This window comes from Nocardioides sp. Root122 (assembly GCF_001425025.1).
GTDB lineage: Bacteria > Actinomycetota > Actinomycetes > Propionibacteriales > Nocardioidaceae > Nocardioides.
Genome location: NZ_LMDE01000010.1, coordinates 279,070 through 295,100, shown reverse-complemented (window position 1 = coordinate 295,100; position 16,031 = coordinate 279,070). Strand labels below are relative to the sequence as shown.

Below are 16,031 nucleotides of genomic sequence, written 5' to 3'. Positions count from 1 at the left end.
GGGCGTCAGGAGAGGTCGGCCAGGGCGCGGCGCAGGGCGGCGAGATCGGCCTCGCTGGCCTCGCCCACGAAGGACACCAGCGCCTGGTCGCGGTCGGCCCCGGTCTCGTCGAGCGCCTCGCGCATGAGCTCGGCGGTCATCGCCGCGCGGGAGCGGCGCGGTGAGTAGCGGAAGGCGCGTCCCTCCCGCTCGCGCACCACGACGTCCTTGCGGGCCAGCCGGTCCAGGACCGTCATCACGGTCGTGTAGGCGAGGTCGCGGCCGGCCAGTCGGTCGTGGACCTCCCGGCCGTTGGCGGAGCCGAGGTCCCACAGCACCTCGAGCACCGCCTGCTCGAGCTCACCCATGCGGGACCTTGGACTCATGGACAGGAGTCTAGGGGCCCTGTCCGCGAAAGTACGACACGCCGTAGTATCTACTACGATCTGTAGTAACGGCTGCGCCGCGGCGCCGACCCCAAGCAAAGGTGTGCCCATGGACGTGCTCGACATCGCCCGCTGGCAGTTCGGGATCATCACCGTGTACCACTTCCTGTTCGTGCCGCTGACGATCGGGCTGACGGCCGTGATCGCCGGACTGGAGACGGCGTGGGTCCGCACCGGCAAGGAGGACTACCTCCGGCTGACGAAGTTCTTCGGCAGGCTCTTCCTCATCAACTTCGCCATCGGCGTGGTGACCGGCATCGTGCAGGAGTTCCAGTTCGGGATGAACTGGTCGGACTACTCCCGCTTCGTCGGCGACGTCTTCGGCGCCCCCCTGGCGATCGAAGGCCTGCTCGCGTTCTTCCTCGAGTCCACCTTCCTCGGCCTCTGGATCTTCGGCTGGGACAAGCTCCCTCGGGGACTGCACGCCGCCTGCATGTGGCTGGTGCACCTCGGCACGCTCGCCTCGTCCTACTTCATCCTGGCGGCCAACTCGTGGATGCAGCACCCCGTCGGCTACCGCTTCAACCCCGAGTCGGGCCGCGCCGAGCTGACCGACTTCTGGGCGGTGATGTTCAACAAGGTGCAGGTCGTGACGTTCCCGCACGTGATCTTCGCGGCGTACATGACCGCGGGTGCGTTCCTGCTCGGCGTCTCGGCCTACCTCTACATGAAGAAGAAGCACGAGGCCGACCGCCCGCTCTACCACCGCGCCATCCGCATCGGCGCGGTCGTCACGCTGCTGGCCGGGCTCGGCGTCGCGATCACCGGTGACCTCCAGGGCAAGGTGATGACCGAGGTGCAGCCGATGAAGATGGCGGCCGCCGAGGGCCTCTACGAGACCAGCTCGAGCTGCGCGCCGTTCTCGGTCTTCACCGTCGGCACCCCGGACGGGAAGGAGGAGAAGTTCTCGGTCACCATCCCCTGCCTGCTGTCCTTCCTCGGCACCGGCTCGGTCGACGGCACCGTCCAGGGCATCAACCCGCTCAAGGAGGAGTACGCCCAGAAGTACGGCACGCTCGACAGTGCGGACCCGGCCCAGCGCGACAGCGACTACGTGCCGGTCATCCCGGTCACCTACTGGTCCTTCCGCTTCATGATGGGCCTCGGGTTCTTCGCCGCCGGCGGTGCCGCGCTCATCCTGTGGCTGACCCGCAAGGGCCGCACACCCGGCGTGCGGTGGCTCGGTGTCCTCGGGCTGAGCCTGCCGATCGCGGCGACGCTCGCCTCCTCGTGGGGCTGGATCTTCACCGAGATGGGCCGGCAGCCGTGGGTGGTGTTCGGGCTGATGACCACCGAGTCGGGTGTCTCCCCCGGCGTCTCCACCTTCGAGGCGGCGACGTCGCTCGTCGTGCTGACCGCGCTCTACGCCGCGCTCGCCGTGGTCGAGGTGAAGCTGCTCGTGACCTACGTCAAGAAGGGTGCCGACCCCTACGTGGAGCCACCGGACGTCAAGGTCGGCGGCTCCGACGACCAGGACGCCCCGCTCACCTTCGCCTACTGACCCCACGCACCCCCTGGAGACACGAACACCATGGAACTCACCACCGTCTGGTTCGCACTCATCGCCGTGCTGTGGGTCGGCTACTTCTGCCTCGAGGGCTTCGACTTCGGCGTCGGCATGCTGCTCCCGGTCCTGGCCCGGGACGACACCGAGCGCCGGGTCATGATCAACACCATCGGCCCCGTCTGGGACGGCAACGAGGTGTGGGTGCTGGTCGCCGGCGGCGCCACCTTCGCCGCCTTCCCGGAGTGGTACGCCACCCTCTTCAGCGGCTTCTACCTCCCCCTCCTGCTGATCCTGGTCGGGCTGATCGTGCGGGGGCTGGCCTTCGAGTACCGCCACAAGCGCGAGGACGCGCAGTGGAAGCAGCGGTGGGACCTGGCGATCATCGTCGGCTCCGTCATCCCTGCGCTGCTGTGGGGCGTCGCGTTCGCCAACATCGTCGCGGGGGTGCCGATCGACGCCGACAAGGAGTTCACCGGCACCCTCTTCACCCTGCTCAACCCGTTCGGTCTGCTGGGCGGGCTGGTCACCCTGACCCTCTTCGCCACGCACGGCGCGATGTTCGTGGCGCTGAAGACCGACGGCGAGATCCGGCACCGGGCACGCGACCTCGCGGTGCGCATCGGCCTGGTGGCCGCCGTCCTCGCGGTCGTGTTCCTCGTGTGGACCCAGGTCCAGACCGGGACCGCCCTGACGGCCGTGGTCTTCGCAGCCGCCGCGGTGGCACTGCTGGCCGGCCTGGCCGCAGCGCGCGTCGGCCGCGAGGGCTGGGCATTCGTCGGCACGTTCGTCACGATCGCGCTCGCGGTCGTGGGCCTGTTCCTCGCGCTCTTCCCCGACGTGATGCCCTCGACGACGGACGCGGCGTACTCGCTGACCACGACCAACGCGGCGGCGACGGCGTACACGCTCAAGGTGATGACCTGGGTCGCGGTGATCTTCACCCCGATCGTGCTCGGCTACCAGGCGTGGACCTACTGGGTCTTCCGCAAGCGGATCTCGGTGCACCACATCCCCACCCCGGTCCTTGCGGACGCATCGCGGTGAAGCCCCTCGACCCGGCGGTGCTCACCCACCTCGAGCCCGCGAGGCGACCGCTCGCCGTGGTCGTCTCCGCGGGCGTCCTGGGCGGGTTGGCGACCGTGGCGCAGGCGTTCGCGCTCGGCGCGCTCGTGGTCGCGGCCGTCGGCTCGGGCGACTGGTCGTCCGCCGCGTGGTGGCTGGCCGGGTCGGTGCTGCTGCGCACTGCTGCGGCGTACGTCGGGCAGCGCGCCGCGGTCCGCGCGGCCGGTGACGTCTCGGGAGCGTTGCGCCAGCGGCTCCTCGACGCTGCCCGGCGCGTCGACGGCGTGGCCCCGGCCCGCCTGTCGGTGCTCGCGACCCGCGGCGTGGCCGGGGTCGAGCCCTACGTCACGCGCTACCTCCCCGCCCTCGTGCCGGCCGCCGTGCTGCCGGTCGTCACGCTCGCCGCGATCACCTGGCTCGACCCGCTGTCGGGCCTCGTCGTGGCGCTGACCCTGCCGCTCGTCCCGGTCTTCGCGATCCTCGTCGGGCTGACCACACGCGACCGCGCCCGCCACCAGTGGCGCTCGCTCGAGGCGTTGTCGGGCCACTTCCTCGACGTGGTGCGCGGGCTGCCGACGCTCGTCGCGCACCGCCGTGCCGAGGCGCAGGTGGACACCATCCGGTCGGTCACGCACCGGCACCGTCGCGCGACCGTCGACACGTTGAAGGTGGCCTTCGCCTCCTCGTCGGTGCTCGAGCTGGTGGCCACGCTGTCCGTGGCCCTGGTGGCGGTGACGGTCGGCCTGCGGCTCGCCTCCGGCACGGTCGACTTCCGCGTCGCGCTCACGGTTCTGCTGCTCGCACCCGAGGCCTACTGGCCGCTGCGCCGGGTCGGCGCGGAGTTCCACGCCGCTGCCGAGGGCACCGCCGCCCTGGCCGAGGCCGACGCCCTGCTCGCCCGCGCGTCCACCGGGCTCGCGGGCACCGGCCGCCCGCACTCCCCCGCCCTCACGCTGCGCGCCCTCGCCGTCGGGTACGACACCCCGCTGACCGCGCCGCTCGACCTCGACCTCCCCGCGCACGGACTGGTCGCGGTCGCCGGGCCGTCGGGGTGCGGCAAGTCCACGCTCCTCGCCACCCTGCGCGGCGAGCTGCCGGCGCGGTCCGGCGACGTGCTCGTCGGCGGCTCCCCCCTCGCTTCCGTCGACCCGTCGTGGTGGCGCTCCCAGGTGGCCTGGGCGCCGCAGCGGCCGTGGCTGATCGCCGACACCGTCGCCGCCAACGTGCGGCTCGGTCGGCCGGCGGCGAGCGACGACGAGGTGTGGGAGGCGCTGCGCAGCGTCAGCCTCGACGACGTCGTCCGTGCCCTGCCCCAGGACCTGCAGACGCCCCTCGGCGAGGACGGCGCCGGTCTCTCCGCCGGGCAGCGGGCCCGGGTCGCCCTGGCCCGCGTGGTGCTGGCCGACCGACCGGTCGTGCTGCTCGACGAGCCCAGCGCCCACCTCGACGAGGAGACCGAGCAGGTCCTGCTCGACACCGTCGCCCGGCTCGCGCGCACCAGCCTCGTCGTCGTGGTGGCGCACCGGGACGCGGTGCTCTCCGCGGCCGACCGCGTGGTCCGGCTCGCGCCGGCTGCCGCACTCGCCAGGGTGGCGGCACATGACGACGAATCGACCCGGGACGATGTCGTCCGCCGCCACCCTGCGCCGGCACCCGTCGCCGTGGCGGCCGAGGAGCCCCGTCCGCGGTGGGGCCTGCGGAGCGCGACCCTGCTCGGTGCGCTGTCCACCGCTTCCGGTGTCGCGCTCACCGCGACTGCCGGGTGGCTCATCACCCGCGCCAGCGAGCACCCGCCCGTGCTCCACCTGATGGTCGCGATCGTCGGCGTCCGGCTCTTCGGCCTGGCCCGACCGGTCCTGCGGCACGCGGAGCGGATCCTCAGCCACGACGTCGTCCTGCGCGAGCTCGCCGAGCGGCGCGCGCAGGTCTTCGCCGACCTGGTCCCCCTCGTGCCGGGCCGGCTGGGCCCGCGCCGGGGCGACCTGCTGACCCGGGTCGTCGACGACGTCGACGCGCTGCTCGACGAGCGGCTCCGCGTCCGCCAGCCGGTGGTCACCACGGCGCTCGTCGGCGGCGGCGCGGCACTGCTCACGGCGCTCGTGCAGCCTGCGGCGGGCGCCGTCGTGCTCGCCGTGGTCGCGACGGGTGCCGTCGCCTTCCTCCTCGGCCGCGCCGGCGCGGCCCGTGCGGAGGAGCGCGTGGTGGCCCGACGCGCCGCACTGGGCACCCGTGTCGAGGAGGTCGCCCACGGCCTGCGTGAGCTCGAGCAGTGGGCGGCGACGGACGACGCCCTGGCTGCCGTCCGCGCGGAGTCCACCGCCCTCTCCGAGGCCGTACGCCGCTCGGCGCGCGCGGTCGCGGGCGGCAACGCCCTCACCAGCGCGGCGGCGGGTCTCGGCGTCGTCGCCGTCGCAGCGCTCGTCCCGGCGGGCACGGTCTCCCCCGCGGTGCTCGCCCTCCTGCTGCTGGTGCCCCTGGCCCTGGCCGACGTGACCACCGGGCTGGCGGACGCCGGTGCCCTGTCGGTCCGCTCGCGCGCCGCGCGGCGCCGGCTGGACCAGCTGGTCGCGACGGCCCCAGCCGTCACCGATCCCACCGACCCGCAGCCCCTGCCCGCCGGGCACGGCCTCACCGTCACGGGTTCCATCGGCTGGGACGGGAGCCCTGTCCTCACGCTCGACGAGCTCACCGTGCGACCGGGCGAGCACCTCGGCATCACCGGCGCCTCGGGCACCGGCAAGTCGACGATCGCGGCGACGCTGGTGCGCTTCCTCGACCCCGTCGCGGGCGACGTACGCCTCGACGGCACCGACCTGCGCGACCTCGCGCTGCACGACGTACGCGGTGTGGTCGGGCTGGTCGACGACGACCCGCACGTGTTCGCCTCGACGGTGGCGGAGAACGTCCGCCTGGCCCGGCCGGGCGCCGACGACGCCGAGGTGCGCTCCGCGCTCGACCGTGCGTGCCTCGGGGCGTGGGTGGACGCCCTGCCCGACGGGCTGCACACGCACGTGGGCCCGGGGTCGCGCGAGGTGTCGGGCGGCGAGCGCGCCCGGCTCGCCCTCGCCCGAGCGCTCCTCGCCGACCCCCAGGTGCTGGTGCTCGACGAGCCGACCGCCCACCTCGACGGCGCGACCGCGCGCGAGGTGGCGACCGAGATGCTCGGCTCGGCGGCCCGTGCGGGCCGCTCGATCGTGTGGATCACCCACGGCACCGTGGGGCTGGACGAGATGGACCGGGTGGTGCGGCTCGAGGCCGGCGCGCCCGCGTCGGTCAGTCGACCGGCACTCGTGAGGACCTCAGCGGCAGGGTGAACCGGAAGGTGCTGCCCACCCCCAGCTGGGAGGTCAGCTCGAGCGTGCCGCCGTGCGACTCCGCGATGCGCTGGGCGATCGGCAGGCCGAGACCCGTGCCCGGGATGGACAGGGCGTTGGGGTTGGTGGAGCGGTGGAACGCCGAGAACACGTGGGCCTGGTCGGCCGACGAGATGCCGATGCCCGTGTCGGTGACCTCGACGCTCACCTCGTGGTCCGAGACCGCCATCGCCACGGTCACCGAGCCGTCCTCGGGGGTGTACTTCACGGCGTTGTCCACCATGTTGTCGATCACTCGCGCCAGCTCCTCCGGGTCGCCGAACACGACGACCGGGCCCAGCTCGGGCGTGGTGAAGGCGAGGCTGACGTTGGACTGCTTGGCGCGGATGCCGAGCAGGTCCACGCTGGCCTCGCAGAGCTCGGCGAGGTCCACCGCACGACGTACGGTCTCCCGGCGCCCCTGGATCCGGGAGTAGTGCAGCAGGTTGGAGACCAGCAGGCCGAGCCGTTGCGCGTTGCGGATGATCGCGTCGATCGAGCTCAGGTCGGGCTGGCGGTCGGCGATGAGCTCGGCGTGGCCGAGGATCGCGGTGAGCGGCGTCTTGAGCTCGTGGGAGATGGTGGCGATCAGCTCGCTGCGGTAGCGGGCGAGCTCGCGCAGCTCCTGCACCAGGCGCTGCTCGGTCTCCAGGACGCGCGAGGCGCGCACGATCTGGCCCAGCAGCCGGCCCACCTCCAGCACAGCGTCGGCCTCACCGGTCGTCATGGCCCGGGAGTGGCGGGCGAAGCCGAGGACGGCGTAGCCGACCAGCTCGTCCTGCGACACGAGCGGGCACACGACCATCCGGTCGGCGTGGATGGCACGCATCCGCTCCTGGAGCTGCTCGCGGCTGCGCGGCAGGTGCGGTGCGTCGGCGTCGTCGACGCCCAGCTCGATGAGGACGGGGAGCGTCTCCAGCGCCCGCAGGTCGTCACGCAGCTGCGGCACGTCGACCTCGGGCGTGAAGGGGCGCGGGGTGGCCGCCCCCAGCTCACGACCCTGCGCGTCGATCGGGAAGGTCCGGGCCCACACCTGTGCAGTGCCCAGGCACTCCGCCACGGCCGCGACGGCCTGGCCGAGCGCCTGGGCCAGGCCGTGCTGGGTGCCGGACCCGGCGACGGTGGTGAGCATCCGGTCCAGGCGCACCCGGTCGGTCAGCCGCTCGCGCTCACGCGCGTTGGACAGCGCCACCCCGGCCTGCACGGCGAACATCTCGAGCAGCTCGCGGTCGTCGATGCTGGGCACGCGGTTGTCGGCCGGCAGGTCGACGGCCATGTTGCCCAGCAGCTCGCCGCCAGCGGAGTAGAGCGGGGCATAGAGCGCGTGCTCGGGGTGCCACGCGTCGGGGTCCTGGGTGTCGGTCTCGAGCTCGGGGATCCACGCCGCGCGCAGTCGCTCCTCCGACATCCGTCCGGCCGGGACGAACCGCAGGATCCCCCACCGGTCGGCCTGACGGAACTCGTCGAGGATCTGCTCGGCCGGCGTGCGCCGGTTGAGGATCTGCGCGACCACCTCCGGCGGCCCGGCCACGTTGGTCATCACCAGCGTGTCGCCCTCCAGCCGGGCGATCGCGGCGACGCCGTAGCCGAGCACGTCGACGACTCCGTGGGCGATCTCCTCGAGGATGACCTCGGTGTCGGTGGAGGAGTTCACACGGCGCATCAGCTCTGCGAGGCGCCGCAGTGCTCCTTGGCTCGGCACCGACACCTCCTACCGCTGATGAAGATCTTCCGGGAGTCTAGGACCTCAGGCCTCGATCACCACAGGAATGATCATCGGACGCCGACGATGTGCCCGGCTGACCCAGCGACCCACGACACGTCGTACGGTCTGCTGCAGCTGGTAGCTGTCGTTGGCGCCGTCGGCCACTGCAGCGTCGATCGCGTCGATGATCGGCTGCTTGATCTCGTCGAAGGTGGTCTCGTCCTCGGCGAAGCCGCGCGCGTGGATCTCCGGCCCGGAGACGACCTTGCCGGTCACGGAGTCCACGACCACGATCACCGACAGGAAGCCCTCCTCGCCGAGGATCCGGCGGTCCTTCATCGAGGCCTCGGAGATGTCGCCGATCGTGGTGCCGTCGACGAAGACGTAGCCCACCTCGACCTTGCCCACGACCTTCGCGACCCCGTCGACGAGGTCGACGACGACGCCGTCCTCGGCCAGCACGACGTTCTGCACGCCGGTGGCGCGCGCCAGGTCGGCGTTGGCCCGCATGTGGCGGATCTCGCCGTGGACCGGCATCACGTTGCGCGGCTTGACGATGTTGTAGCAGTAGAGCAGCTCGCCCGCGCTGGCGTGGCCCGAGACGTGCACGAGCGCGTTGCCCTTGTGCACGACGTTGGCGCCGAGCCGCGACAGACCGTTGATCACGCGGTAGACGGCGTTCTCGTTGCCCGGGATCAGCGAGCTGGCGAGGACGACGGTGTCGCCCTCCTCGAGGTGCACGAAGTTGTGGCTGCGCTGGGCGATGCGGCTCAGCGCCGACATCGGCTCGCCCTGCGAGCCGGTGGAGATCAGCACCTGGCGCTCGGGCGGCAGGTCGGCGAGCTCCTTGGCCTCGACCATCACGCCCGGCGGCACCGTGAGGTAGCCGAGCTCCTGGGCGATCGCCATGTTGCGCACCATCGAGCGACCGACGTAGCCGACCTTGCGCCCGTGCGCGACGGCCGCGTCGAGCACCTGCTGCACACGGTGCACGTGGGAGGCGAAGCAGGCCACGATGATCCGCTGCGTGCTCTTGGCAAAGACCCGCTCGAGCACGGGCGAGATGTCGCGCTCCGACGTGGTGAAGCCGGGGACCTCGGCGTTGGTGGAGTCGGTGAGGAACAGGTCGACGCCCTCGTCGCCCAGCCGCGCGAACTCGTTGAGGTCGGTGATGCGACCGTCGAGCGGCAGCTGGTCCATCTTGAAGTCGCCGGTGTGCAGCACGACACCGGCGCCGGTGCGGATCACGACGGCGAGCGCGTCGGGGATCGAGTGGTTGACCGCGACGAACTCGAGCACGAACGGCCCGAAGGTGATCGTCTGGCCCTCGGCGACCTCGTACTGGGCGGTCTCCTTGAGGCGGTGCTCGCGCAGCTTCGAGCCGAGCAGGGCGAGGGTGAGCTTGGAGCCGACCAGCGGGATGTCGCCACGCTCACGCAGGAGGTACGGCGTCGCGCCGATGTGGTCCTCGTGGCCGTGGGTGAGCACCAGCGCCTCGACGGCGTCGAGGCGGTCCCGGATCGGGTCGAAGTCGGGCAGGATCAGGTCCACGCCCGGGTGGTGGTCCTCGGGGAACAGCACGCCGCAGTCGACGATCAGCAGCCTGCCGTCGTACTCGAAGACGGTCATGTTGCGACCGACCTCGCCGAGGCCGCCGAGCGGGATGACCCGGAGGCCGCCTGCGGGAAGGGGGCCGGGCGCGGTCAGGTCGGGATGGGGATGACTCAAGGAATTCCTCGGTTCGGTGTCGGGTACGTCGTTCAGATCAGGCCGGCAGCAGCCAGGCCGGTGCGCAGCGCGGCGACCTCGTCGTCGTCCAGCGCGACGAGGGGGCCGCGGACGCGGCGGTTGTCGATCACCCCGAGCAGCTCCAGGGCTGCCTTCGCGGTGGTCGCTCCGTAGTTGGGGACGCCCATCACGGCGTCGAAGGCCGGCAGCAGGCCGGTGTGGATGCGCAGCGCCTCGGCGTGGTCGCCGCGCACCCAGGCGTCGAGCATCGACGCCAGCTGGGTGCCGGCCGCGTGCGCGACGACGGAGACCAGGCCGACGCCGCCGTAGGCGAGGTAGCCCAGCGTGGCGACGTCGTCACCGGAGTAGACGGAGTAGCCCATCTCGACGAGCTGCGCGGTGCGCGGCAGCAGTCCCGAGGCCTCCTTGACCGAGACGACGTGGTCGTAGCCGCGCATCGCCTCGTAGGTCGGGAGCTCGATCAGGGTCGCGGTGCGGCCGGGCACGTCGTAGAGCATCACCGGCAGGTCGGTCGCCTCGATGACGGAGCTGAAGTGGTGGCGCAGCCCGACCTGACCGGGCTTGTTGTAGTAGGGGCTCACCAGCAGCACACCGTCGACGCCGACCTTGGCGGCCTGCCGGGCCAGCTCGACGGAGTGCGCCGTCGCGTTGGTGCCGACGCCCGCTATGACCGTGGCGCGGTCGCCCACCGCGTCGTGGACCGCGCGCAGGATCTCGGCGTCCTCGGCGACGGAGGTCGTGGGGCTCTCGCCCGTGGTGCCGCTGACGACCACGCCGTCGTTGCCGTTGTCGACGAGGTGCACGGCGATCCTCGCCGTCGCGTCGAGGTCGACGCTGCCGTCCTCGTGGAACGCGGTCGCCATCGCCGTGAGCAGGCGGCCGAACGGGGCGTTGGTACTCATGACCTGAAGGTTATCGCTCCTGCTCCGCCCCGTTGTCGGCGCCGAGCCGCATACTCTCGGCCATGGCGTACGACGAGGCGCTGGCGCGGCGCATCACGGACCTGCTCGACGGCGAGCCGGGGGTCACGTCGAGGAAGATGTTCGGCGGGCTCGGGTTCATGGTCGACGGCCACATGGCCGTGGCCGCCTCGCACTCCGGCGACCTGCTGGCGCGCGTCGATCCCGCGACCGGCGAGCAGTGGATCGACGGTGCGAGCGTCAATCCGATGGAGATGCGCGGGCGGCCCATGACAGGGTGGCTGCTCGTCGCCGCCGACGCGGTCGCCGACGACGCCTCGCTGGGGGTGTGGGTCGACCGCGGCGTCGCCTTCGTCCGGACCCTGCCGCCCAAGGAGACGTAGTGCCCGAGCTCGACCTCCCCGCCTGGCTCGACGACGACCAGCGGGGACGGTTGGCGGCGCTCGCCGAGCGCAACGCGGACGCGCACGGAGACGACCTCCTCGGGCTGGTGCTGAGCGGCTCCGCCGGGCGCGGCTACGCCACGGAGCACTCCGACCTCGACGTCGTGGTGGTGCTCACCGACGAGGCCGCCTCGACCCGGACGACCGTGCACGGCGCCGACCTCGACGAGGCCGTCGACTCCTGGACCGAGCTGGTCACCGTGCCGCCCTTCGGCTCCGAGGGCTGGTGGTTCCGCTGGTCCTACGCCTGGGCGCCGGTGCTGCTGGACCGCACCGGGGGCGAGCTGGCCGCCGCCGTGCACCGCCTGGCCACGCTGTCGGCCGAGGAGGCCGACGCGGTGCTGCTCGAGCACGACCGGCTCGACGGGTGGGTCAACTTCGCCTACCGCGCCCTGAAGAACGACCGCGACGGCCGGCCGCTCGAGACCCGGCTCGACGCCGCCGAGTCGGTGCCGTGGCTGCTGGACGTGGTGTTCGCGCTCGCCGGACGGGTCCGCCCCTACAACAAGTACCTCCCCTGGGAGCTGCGCACGCACCCGCTCGACGGGTGGCCCGCCGCCGAGCTGCTCGGCCTGGTCGAGCGGACCCTGGCCGGCGACGTCAGCGCGATCCGCGAGACCTTCGCGCGCGTGCGACCGGCGTTGGCGGCGTACGACGTCGGGCGGGGGCACACCCGCACGAGCGACATGGTCGCCGGCTGGGGCGAGGAGCTGGCGCTCTTCTCCTGACGGCGGTTCAGCGACCCCGGATGGCGGGGAGCACGTGGTGCTCGAGCATCGGGGCCAGGTCGTCGGGGTCGCCGTCGAGCGGCGTCCACCGCACCTCGGCGATCTCGGCCGCAGCGACCGGTTCGGCGTCCGACTCGATCCAGAAGACGGTCGAGTGCAGCGTGTGGCCCGGCTCGTTGGCCGCCTCGGAGTGGAACTCACCGAGCAGGTGCGCCTCCTGCACCGCGATCCCCACCTCCTCGAGGGTCTCGCGCAGCGCGGCGTCGCGCGCCGACTCCCCCGGCTCGAGCTTGCCGCCCACGAGCATGAACCGTTCGGTGCCGCGCTTGCGCACCGTCAGCACGCAGCCGTCGCGCACGAGCGCGACGGCGGCCACGACGATGTGGCGGTCCGCGGCAGGGGTCATGCGCCGAGCCTGCCACGCGGTCTCCGGACAGCACGCAGCCACCCTGACCGGGGCTTACCCGGCGGGCGGCTGCGTGGTGCTGCTCGCTGTCCCGTCAGCCGCCTCTCGGCGAAGGGCCGCTCGTAGCGGCAGGAATTGAGGCCCGGGGGCATGATGCGGGAACAGCTGCCCGTCCCAACGAGGTGGGCGCCCGGATCATTCCCGGCCCGGGCACGAGGACGCCACGCGCCCGCGACTACCGCCCCAGCGCGTGGCGTACGGCGTCGAGCGCGGCGTCGTCGGAGAGCCCGAGCGCGCGGACGGAGCCGACGTAGGCGGCCGCGGCCTCCCGCGCCGAGCGGTGCACCCCGCTGCCCGTGACGAAGGTGCCGGCGCGGCCCCGGGTCTCGACGACGCCCAGGGCCTCGAGCTCCTTGTAGGCGCGGGCGACGGTGTTGACGGCCAGGTCGAGCGACGCGGCGAGCGTGCGCACGGGTGGCAGCCGGAAGCCCGGCGCGAGGTCACCCGCGTCGACCTGTGCGCGGATCGCCTCGCGCACCTGCTCGAAGACGGGTGTGCCCGAGGCCGGGTCCACCGTGAGCGTCAGCGACGGGTCGGCGCTCATGCGGCGGGGGCCATCCGCTCGAGGAAGACCCGGTCGTAACCCTCGAGCTCCTCGCGAGCGGTCTCCACCCAGTCCCCGGCGGCGTACTGCGGGTAGTGCACGTCTCCCTCCGGCTCGAGGTCGACCTCCGTCAGCACCTGGTGCGTGGCGTGGGGCAGCAGGGCCGCGTAGACCTCTCCCCCGCCGGCGACCATCAGGTCGCCCTGCTGCTGCCCGGCGAGGTCGAGCGCCTCCTCGACGGTGTGGGCCACCAGCACACCCTCGTGCGCCCAGTCCGCGTGGCGGGTGAGCACGATCGTGGTGCGCCCCGGGAGCGGACGGCCGATGGACTCGAAGGTGGTGCGTCCCATCAGGAGCGTGTGGCCCCAGGTCAGCTCCTTGAACTGCGCCTGCTCGCCCGGGATCCGCCACGGGATGTCGGGGCCGTTGCCGATGACGCGGTTGCGGGCGTGGGCGGCGACGAGCACCACCCGCTGGTCGGGTCGGGTCACGGGACCGAGCCTACTGACGACCGGGTCTTCGGGCCCTGTTCCAGGAGCTCGCGCCGTGCCACGGTGGAGGACAGAACACGTCCCCTGGGAGGCTCCGATGAGCACAGAGCACGCGACATGCCCCGACTGCCACAGCCTCGTGGCCGACCTCACCGCCCACGAGAGGTGGCACACCCGGCTGGTGGCCGACGTCGCCAAGGCGGTGAGCCAAGCGCTCGAGCGCCACTAGCCGCGACCTACACCGCGATGGGGGCCTTGATGACGGGGTGCGGGTCGTAGCCCTCGACGGCGATGTCCTCGAGGTCGAACCCGTCGATCTCGGTGACACCGGGGTCGAGGACCAGCCTCGGCAGCGGGCGCGGCTCGCGGGTGAGCTGCAGCCTCGCCTGCTCGACGTGGTTGAGGTAGAGGTGCGCGTCGCCCATCGTGTGGACGAAGTCGCCGACCTCGAGGCCGGTGACCTGGGCGACCATGTGCGTGAGCAGGGCGTAGGACGCGATGTTGAACGGCACGCCTAGGAAGGTGTCGGCCGAGCGCTGGTAGAGCTGGCACGACAGCCTGCCGTCGGCGACGTAGAACTGGAAGAGCGTGTGGCACGGCGGGAGCGCCATGTCGTCGACGTCGGCGACGTTCCACGCCGAGACGATGTGGCGACGTGAGTCGGGGTTGGTGCGGATGCCCTCGACGAGGCGGCTGATCTGGTCGACGTGCCGGCCGTCGGGCGTGGGCCACGAGCGCCACTGGTAGCCGTAGACGGGTCCGAGGTCGCCGTCGTCGTCGGCCCACTCGTCCCAGATGGTGATGCCACGGTCCTGCAGCCACTTCACGTTGGTGTCGCCGCGCAGGAACCACAGCAGCTCGCCGAAGACCGAGCGGGTGTGCACCTTCTTGGTCGTCACCAGCGGGAAGCCCTCGGACAGGTCGAAGCGCATCTGGTGCCCGAACACGCTCAACGTGCCCGTGCCGGTCCGGTCGGTCTTCTCGACCCCCTCGTCGAGGATCCGCTGCAGCAGGTCGAGGTAGGCGCGCACGGGACGACTCTACGACGCCACGCCGGCGCCCCCTACGACCTGGGGACGCGCGCCTCGACGTACGCCGCCGTGGCGGGCAGCACGATCAGCCCGTCCTCCTGCAGGGGCTCGGAGAGGCGGTCGAGCTCGACGCGCATCCGGTCCCGCACCTCGGGGGTCTGGGCGGACCAGGCGACGCCGAGCCCGCCGACGCCGCCGGTCGGCGCGGCCCAGAAGTCGTCGGGGGCCACCCGCCACACCCAGTCGACCATCCGGGCGTCGGTGACGCGGGCGCCCGCGGCCGCCAGCAGCATCCCGAGACCGTCCGGGCTCCGCTCGAAGTCGACTCCGTCAGCCAGCCGGGGGAAGACGGGCTCGACGGCGCCGCTGGCCTCCAGCACCGAGCGGAAGAGCTGACCCTGCGCAGACGGCGCCGAGGTCCAGATGGTCGCGCGCACCAGACCACCGGGTGCCGCCATCCGGACGACCTCGTGCGCCGCGGCCGCGGGGTTGTCCACGTGGTTGAGCACGAAGTTGACGAGGACCGCCTCGAAGCCGCCGCTCGCCAGCGGCAGGTCGGGCAGGCCGGCCACGACCACGTCCTGGCCGAGCCGCCGGGAGGCGAGGGCAGCCATCTCCGGGTCGGGCTCGACCGCCACCACGTCCAGGGACGCGTCGCGGGCGGCTGCGGCGAGGGCGCCCGGCCCGCAGCCGATGTCCAGGACCCGCGAACCGGCGGGCAGGCCCGCCAGCATGGTCGGGATCGCCCCCGCGCACAGCCCCGCGAAGCTCCGCGCGTACGCCTGCGCCACACCTGTCCACAACGCTTCAGCCACGAGGCGCGACCCTACCCATGACCTGTCCCGCCCGTCTTTGCCGTTCCTGCACCCCGGAGCGCGTGCTCGGCATACGGTGGCCCCCGTTCGGACGCGCCGTGCGTCCGAACCGTGGGAGGGGGGCCTCGAGTGGGTGTTCCGGGTGTCGACGTGCCCGAGGTCAAGGACGTCGTCGACGTGATCGTCGCCGATCGTGGCTCGACCCTGGTCAGCTTCGTGGAGGCGGCGTCCGACCAGGAGGTCGTGCTCACCGTGGCGCGTGGCCGTGACGACCTGCGAGTGTCCCTCCCGGTCGGCGAGCGGTTCCAGATCCTGTGGCGCGGCGACGAGGAGCTGCGTTCGCTCCCCGTCGAGCTCGTCGCGCTCGAGCGCGGCGAGTCCCCCCTGTGGCGGGTCCGCCCGGTCGGGCCCGCGACGACGGGCCAGCGCCGGCACGCTGTGCGCGCACAGATGGACCGCACCGTCCAGGTGCGCGTCGAGGGCGTCCGCCTGATCGGCACCACCCTCGACGTGAGCGAGGGCGGCATGCGGGTGGTGTTCGGCGACGACGTCGACGCGCCGCCCAAGCCCGGCGTGGTCGCGGACGTGCAGCTGCAGCTCGGTCGCGGCGAGGTCGCCTGTGCCGCCGAGGCGCTCCAGCACTTCCACCGCGAGGACCGGCCGCCCGCCGTCAGCTTCCGGTTCATCGACCTGCCGAGCAAGACCGAGGACCTCATCCGCGGCGAGGTGTTCGAGGAGCTGCGCGTGCAGCAGCAGCGAGCTCGCGGGCTGATCTGAGGCGCCCCGACGAAG

At 72.5% G+C, this 16,031-nt stretch carries 16 protein-coding genes; 7 read left to right on the top strand and 9 right to left on the bottom strand.

The window, feature by feature from the left end; genetic code table 11:
* Positions 1-5 precede the first annotated feature (5 nt).
* Positions 6-365 carry a BlaI/MecI/CopY family transcriptional regulator gene (locus ASC64_RS10550; RefSeq protein WP_056907495.1) on the bottom strand — a complete coding sequence of 120 codons (360 nt, stop codon included), beginning with the start codon at positions 363-365 and terminating at the stop codon, positions 6-8.
* A 109-nt stretch (positions 366-474) separates the two neighbouring features.
* Between ASC64_RS10550 and ASC64_RS10545 the strand changes: the two genes are divergently transcribed.
* The 3 genes from ASC64_RS10545 to cydD are packed head-to-tail and all read left to right on the top strand — an operon-like array spanning position 475 to position 6,308.
* Complete coding sequence (locus ASC64_RS10545; protein WP_056907494.1) at positions 475-1,926, top strand: cytochrome ubiquinol oxidase subunit I; 1,452 nt, start codon at positions 475-477, stop codon at positions 1,924-1,926.
* A 30-nt stretch (positions 1,927-1,956) separates the two neighbouring features.
* Positions 1,957-2,976: a cytochrome d ubiquinol oxidase subunit II gene (gene cydB / locus ASC64_RS10540; RefSeq protein WP_056907493.1), complete on the top strand. Its 1,020-nt coding sequence runs from the start codon at positions 1,957-1,959 to the stop codon at positions 2,974-2,976.
* Positions 2,973-6,308 carry a thiol reductant ABC exporter subunit CydD gene (cydD, locus tag ASC64_RS10535; protein WP_056907492.1) on the top strand — a complete coding sequence of 1,112 codons (3,336 nt, stop codon included), beginning with the start codon at positions 2,973-2,975 and terminating at the stop codon, positions 6,306-6,308. Before cydB ends, cydD begins: the two co-directional genes overlap by 4 nt.
* Here the strand turns inward: cydD and ASC64_RS10530 are convergent.
* Genes ASC64_RS10530 through dapA form a run of 3 tightly spaced genes read right to left on the bottom strand, consistent with a single transcriptional unit; the run spans position 6,268 to position 10,703 of the window.
* Positions 6,268-8,049: a GAF domain-containing sensor histidine kinase gene (locus tag ASC64_RS10530; RefSeq protein ID WP_156385128.1), complete on the bottom strand. Its 1,782-nt coding sequence runs from the start codon at positions 8,047-8,049 to the stop codon at positions 6,268-6,270. The genes cydD and ASC64_RS10530 overlap by 41 nt on opposite strands.
* Positions 8,050-8,094: 45 nt before the next feature.
* Positions 8,095-9,780, bottom strand: a complete 1,686-nt coding sequence (locus ASC64_RS10525; protein WP_056907490.1) for a ribonuclease J — start codon at positions 9,778-9,780, stop codon at positions 8,095-8,097.
* Positions 9,781-9,812: 32 nt separating this feature from the next.
* A complete protein-coding gene (gene dapA, locus ASC64_RS10520) occupies positions 9,813-10,703 on the bottom strand; it encodes a 4-hydroxy-tetrahydrodipicolinate synthase (RefSeq protein ID WP_056907489.1) in 891 nt (296 codons plus the stop codon).
* 62 nt (positions 10,704-10,765) lie between these two features.
* On the opposite strand from dapA, the gene ASC64_RS10515 reads away from it, so the two are divergent.
* Positions 10,766-11,104 (top strand): TfoX/Sxy family protein, encoded by a 339-nt coding sequence (locus ASC64_RS10515; RefSeq protein WP_056907488.1) that lies wholly within the window; start codon positions 10,766-10,768, stop codon positions 11,102-11,104.
* Complete coding sequence (locus ASC64_RS10510; RefSeq protein ID WP_056907487.1) at positions 11,104-11,892, top strand: nucleotidyltransferase domain-containing protein; 789 nt, start codon at positions 11,104-11,106, stop codon at positions 11,890-11,892. Before ASC64_RS10515 ends, ASC64_RS10510 begins: the two co-directional genes overlap by 1 nt.
* A 7-nt stretch (positions 11,893-11,899) precedes the next feature.
* Here ASC64_RS10510 and ASC64_RS10505 read toward each other — a convergent pair whose 3' ends face one another.
* From ASC64_RS10505 to ASC64_RS10495, 3 genes are all read right to left on the bottom strand, one after another.
* Complete coding sequence (locus tag ASC64_RS10505; RefSeq protein ID WP_056907486.1) at positions 11,900-12,298, bottom strand: NUDIX hydrolase; 399 nt, start codon at positions 12,296-12,298, stop codon at positions 11,900-11,902.
* A 235-nt stretch (positions 12,299-12,533) separates the two neighbouring features.
* Entirely contained in the window at positions 12,534-12,902 is a 369-nt protein-coding gene (locus tag ASC64_RS10500) for a GntR family transcriptional regulator (protein ID WP_200937670.1), read from the bottom strand.
* Positions 12,899-13,393: a dihydrofolate reductase gene (locus tag ASC64_RS10495; protein ID WP_056907485.1), complete on the bottom strand. Its 495-nt coding sequence runs from the start codon at positions 13,391-13,393 to the stop codon at positions 12,899-12,901. Before ASC64_RS10495 ends, ASC64_RS10500 begins: the two co-directional genes overlap by 4 nt.
* Before the next feature lie 97 nt (positions 13,394-13,490).
* Between ASC64_RS10495 and ASC64_RS22995 the strand changes: the two genes are divergently transcribed.
* Positions 13,491-13,622, top strand: coding sequence for a hypothetical protein (locus ASC64_RS22995; RefSeq protein ID WP_268788235.1), 132 nt, complete (start codon positions 13,491-13,493; stop codon positions 13,620-13,622).
* Positions 13,623-13,629: 7 nt separating this feature from the next.
* Here the strand turns inward: ASC64_RS22995 and ASC64_RS10490 are convergent, their stop codons facing one another.
* Together ASC64_RS10490 and ASC64_RS10485 are read right to left on the bottom strand one after the other, a co-directional pair.
* Positions 13,630-14,424: a thymidylate synthase gene (locus tag ASC64_RS10490; protein WP_056907484.1), complete on the bottom strand. Its 795-nt coding sequence runs from the start codon at positions 14,422-14,424 to the stop codon at positions 13,630-13,632.
* A 32-nt stretch (positions 14,425-14,456) separates the two neighbouring features.
* Positions 14,457-15,239, bottom strand: a complete 783-nt coding sequence (locus ASC64_RS10485; RefSeq protein WP_156385126.1) for a class I SAM-dependent methyltransferase — start codon at positions 15,237-15,239, stop codon at positions 14,457-14,459.
* Between the two features lie 150 nt (positions 15,240-15,389).
* Here ASC64_RS10485 and ASC64_RS10480 point away from each other — a divergent pair, with 150 nt between their 5' ends.
* Complete coding sequence (locus ASC64_RS10480; protein WP_056907482.1) at positions 15,390-16,016, top strand: PilZ domain-containing protein; 627 nt, start codon at positions 15,390-15,392, stop codon at positions 16,014-16,016.
* Positions 16,017-16,031 lie beyond the last annotated feature (15 nt).